Annotated in this window: 4 protein-coding genes; 3 read left to right on the top strand and 1 reads right to left on the bottom strand. The window is 62.1% G+C overall.

Going from position 1 to position 3,997, the window contains the following annotated elements; translation table 11 throughout:
* The first annotated feature begins 921 nt into the window (after positions 1–921).
* Positions 922–1,752, top strand: a complete 831-nt coding sequence (locus tag ACESL9_RS17340) for a MurR/RpiR family transcriptional regulator (protein WP_372615278.1) — start codon at positions 922–924, stop codon at positions 1,750–1,752.
* Here ACESL9_RS17340 and ACESL9_RS17345 read toward each other — a convergent pair.
* Positions 1,749–2,549 (bottom strand): HAD-IIA family hydrolase, encoded by an 801-nt coding sequence (locus ACESL9_RS17345; RefSeq protein ID WP_372615279.1) that lies wholly within the window; start codon positions 2,547–2,549, stop codon positions 1,749–1,751. The genes ACESL9_RS17340 and ACESL9_RS17345 overlap by 4 nt on opposite strands.
* A 108-nt stretch (positions 2,550–2,657) precedes the next feature.
* Between ACESL9_RS17345 and phnC the strand changes: the two genes are divergently transcribed.
* Positions 2,658–3,467: a phosphonate ABC transporter ATP-binding protein gene (gene phnC / locus ACESL9_RS17350; RefSeq protein ID WP_372615280.1), complete on the top strand. Its 810-nt coding sequence runs from the start codon at positions 2,658–2,660 to the stop codon at positions 3,465–3,467.
* 35 nt (positions 3,468–3,502) lie between these two features.
* The coding region (gene phnD / locus ACESL9_RS17355) for a phosphate/phosphite/phosphonate ABC transporter substrate-binding protein (RefSeq protein WP_372675337.1) at positions 3,503–3,997 on the top strand (495 nt) is incomplete at its 3' end.

The raw sequence follows: 3,997 nt of genomic DNA on the forward strand, positions 1-3,997 counted from the left end.
GCGCAGCGGCTTCGTGAACAGTATAGAAGACACGTTGTGGCAATCCCATTGGTAGATTCCTCTCGTTTGCGTGCCGCTGGCCGGATCAGGCAGGCCCGGTCAGCGGCAGTTTCACACTCTTGTCAGAGACTTGGATGTTTGAGAGCGCATGCTCCGTGAGCAAAAATCCCGCCTCGAGAGCTGACCTAGAGCGCCTGTGAGATCAAAGCCCTTCCCAGATTTTCGGCTGCTGATTGAAGATCACCTGACATGTCTCCTACGAGTTCGGCAAGTTTACCGGGTGGCTGAAATTGCCGCGGCGCGGCCTCGGGTCGGGGTGCCCACGGGGTACCTCTTTGCACGAAGTCATAGGCGAGTTCGCGGTCGAGGAGCGCTCTGCAAGACACATGTTCCGCCAGTTCGAAGACCTGTTTCCCGGGGTGGAGACCCGGGACGATGGTGATCGGCGACGTTGGTGAACCCTGTCGTCGCGTCCGACGCGCAGACATTTGGGCGCGGGGCTCAGAACTTCACAGCCAGTGACTGGCTGTAGATGGCGTGGCACCCGAGGTCATCTTGATGCGGGGCGGAATTGCCCTGGCTGAGCCCAGTCACAGCGGCCGTTCGCCATGCCGTTCTCGGGCGGCAGTAATGCGCAGGGAACCGAATTTTGCAAACCCTTGACCGGCGAGCATCCGGCAGCGGCACAACTGGCTCTGAGCCGACAATCGCTTCCGCCGTATTCTGCGGGCTGGCAGTCTCCACATTGCCAATTAGCCCGTAATCCGGAACGATGCGCCGCTTTCGATGCGGTTACTGTTACGCTACAGAACGTAGAACGATAGCGGGGACTTGAAGCGATTGGAAAATGAGGGGTCGGAGAAAAACTTGAAGCCATCGTCATCAAGGCAAAACGCGCCGGGGCCCGATCTTCGGGGCATCTTGCAGCGCCTGAGAGCGGCCTGCCCATCCTTGCCCCCAAAGAGCCGGCGTGTGGCAGAGTATGTCAGCTCCAGACCGCATGATGTGGTGCATATGTCGGTTACCCAGCTTGCCGAGGCCACGGGCGTCAGCGAGGGCAGTGTCGTGGCGCTTTGCCAGCAAATGGGGGCGCGCGGGTTCCAGCAGCTCAAGATCGTGCTTGCGCAGGAGCTGGTCAGTGCGGTGCAGTTCATCCACGAGGATCTCGAGCGTGGCGACGAGACCGAAGCCATTGTGCAGAAGATATTTGCCAGCAACGTGCAGGCGCTCGAGGACACGCTCGGCGCGCTTGACGGCGCGCAGATGGCACGAGCCGTCGAGGCGATCCTCGGCGCGCGCCGGGTTGAGCTTTACGGGATCGGCAGCGCCGCGCCGGTTGTCGAGGATGCGTATTACCGGCTCCTGCGGATAGGGGTGGATGCACGGGTGGTGATCGACAGCCATGTTCAGGCGATCAGCGCGGCGCAGGCGGGCCCCGGCGTAGTCACGCTGACCGTGTCGCATTCCGGCAGCACGCACGAGACTCTGGCCGCCACACGGCTTGCCCAAGAGTCCGGTGCAACGACCATCGCCATCACAGGCTATGGCCGGTCGCCGATCATCAAGTTCAGCGATATCGTGCTGACGACCATGGCGCGCGAGACCCGTTTTCGGACAGAGGCGATGACCAGCCGCATTGCACAATTGGCCATTGTCGATGCGCTTGTCGCCTGCGTCGCGATGCGCGATTACGACCGCGCGCTGGATACGATCACCCGCACCTTCGACACCCTGTCGATCAAGCGGCTTTAGCCAATGAGGCGATCAAGCAGCGTGCTCGGATCGCGCGCCACGGCGTCACGGTGCGCGCCGATCAGCAAGCTGGACATGCCCAGCGCCTTCGCACCGGCGGCATCGGTCTCGGGATTGTCGCCGATCATCACCGCCTCGTATGGCGCAAGGGCAAGCCTGGCGAGGGCCACTGTGTAGAGGTGCGACTGCGGCTTGCCGATGATCGTTGAGCGAACCGGACCAGCGCAGGCGGTGATCGCGGCCAGAAGCGCGCCGGTCTCCGGCACTTGCGTGCCATCCGCGCCCGGATGTGTCAGGTCGGGGTTGGCCACGAAAAACGGCGCGCCGCGGCGCAGCAGGTCGCCTGCGCCGCGCAGTTTTGTGTAATCAAAGCGCGTGTCGCGGCAGAGAACGACGATATCGCCGTCCTCGGAGCTGGGATGAAGCCCAAGTGCGCGTGCGTGATCCGTCAACACTTCACTGGCCATAAGGAAGATCCGCGCCCGAGGATGCCGCGCGGCGATCAGGCGCAGGGTCTCTTGCCCGGCCAGCACCAACCGATGCGGTGGAACCGATAGGCCGAGATGGGCGAGGCGCCCGCTCAGACTCTCGCCGGTGTCGGTGGAATTGTTCGAGGCAATCACGAAGCGACCCGCGAAGTGGTCCAGCAGACCTGCGGCACCGTGCATGACGTCGCCTTCGCGGATCAGGGTGCCGTCAAGATCGAGTATCGCCCCTCTGGCGGAAGGCGCGCCGTCAGAACGGAAAGGTCTTACCCGATTCATGCCTGCACACCGACCTTCAATACTTCGCTCCATTTGCTAATTGATATTTGTTCAGTAATCTAGAAATATTTACTGATCCAAATTCATACGACTGTCACAGACTCGACGTAAGCAAACCCCAACACCTTGCTGGGGGCAGATGTGCTTCGAATTACCGACCTGACCAAAAGCTTCGAGGGGACCGTGGCGCTTGACGCGGTGAACCTGACCATTGCGCCGGGCGAAATGGTTGCGGTAATTGGACGGTCGGGCGCTGGGAAATCCACGTTTCTGCGCAGCCTCAATCGCCTCAATTCGCCAAGTTCTGGCACCATACAGTACGAGGGCATCGCGGTCAGCGGCCTTACCGGGCGGGCCTTGCGCGAATGGCGGCGCAGTTGTGCGATGATCTTTCAGCAGTTCAATCTCGTGGGGCGCATGGATGTGCTGTCCAACGTGCTGATCGGCCGGGTGAGTTATCACAGTCAGTTGCGCAGTTGCCTGAAGCTTTACACGAAGGCCGAACGGACGCTGGCCATCATGGCGCTGGATCGGGTGGAGATGGCAGATTTCGCGCTGCAGCGGGCGGATACGCTGTCGGGCGGTCAGCAGCAGCGCGTGGCGATCGCGCGCGCCCTTGTGCAGGAACCGCGGATCCTGCTTGCCGACGAGCCGATCGCGTCGCTCGATCCGCGCAGCGCGATGCAGGTCATGCGCCTTCTGCGCGACATCAACCAGCAGGACGGCATCACCGTGATCTGCAACCTGCACACACTGGACACGGCCCGCGGCTATTGCGACCGCATCATCGGTATGCGCGCCGGCCGGGTCGTTTTCGACGGCCCATCCACCGATCTCGACGCCCGAACCGCGCGCGAGATTTACGGCACCGATGACGACAGCGCGGCCTTTGACGAGGCCGTCACCTCGACCGCCATGCCTGAAAGGCTGAGGGCGGTGGCCACGACCTGAACCCATCCAACCTATCCAACAGGAGTCTTCAACTCATGCTTACCTTTACCAAACGCATCGCCATCGGCGGACTTGCCCTCGGGGTCGCTGTGCCTGCAGCAGCCGCAGACTGGCAAGAGGACTACCCCACATTCCGCTACGGCGTTCAAAGCGTCGAGACGCAATCCGCCGCCATGTCCCGCTACGAGCAGTTCGGAGAGTACGTGCAGGAGAAGCTGGGCGTCGATCTGGATCTCTATCTTGCCTCGGAATATTCCGGCGTGATCCAGGCTATCGCCGCCGGGCAGATCGAGGTGATGGATATGGGGGCAAGCGGCTACGCCGCCGCCTGGATCGAGACCAATGGCGGGGTCGAGCCGCTGGTCGTGCCGCAGGAAACCGACGGGTCCATCGGATACTACTCGGTCATGTTCGTGCGGGCCGACAGCGACATCCACTCTTTCGAGGACACTGAGGGGCGCAGCTTTGCCTGGGCGGACCCGAATTCGTCGTCGGGATATCTGTTCCCGCTCGTCAGCATGCGTGATCGT

The organism is Aquicoccus sp., assembly GCF_041686535.1.
Lineage (GTDB): Bacteria > Pseudomonadota > Alphaproteobacteria > Rhodobacterales > Rhodobacteraceae > Aquicoccus.

Bases quoted from the DNA above. Each gene is read 5' to 3' on its own strand.
- ACESL9_RS17345 (WP_372615279.1), bottom strand. From the start codon at position 2,549: ATGGAGCGAAGTATTGAAGGTCGGTGTGCAGGCATGAATCGGGTAAGA.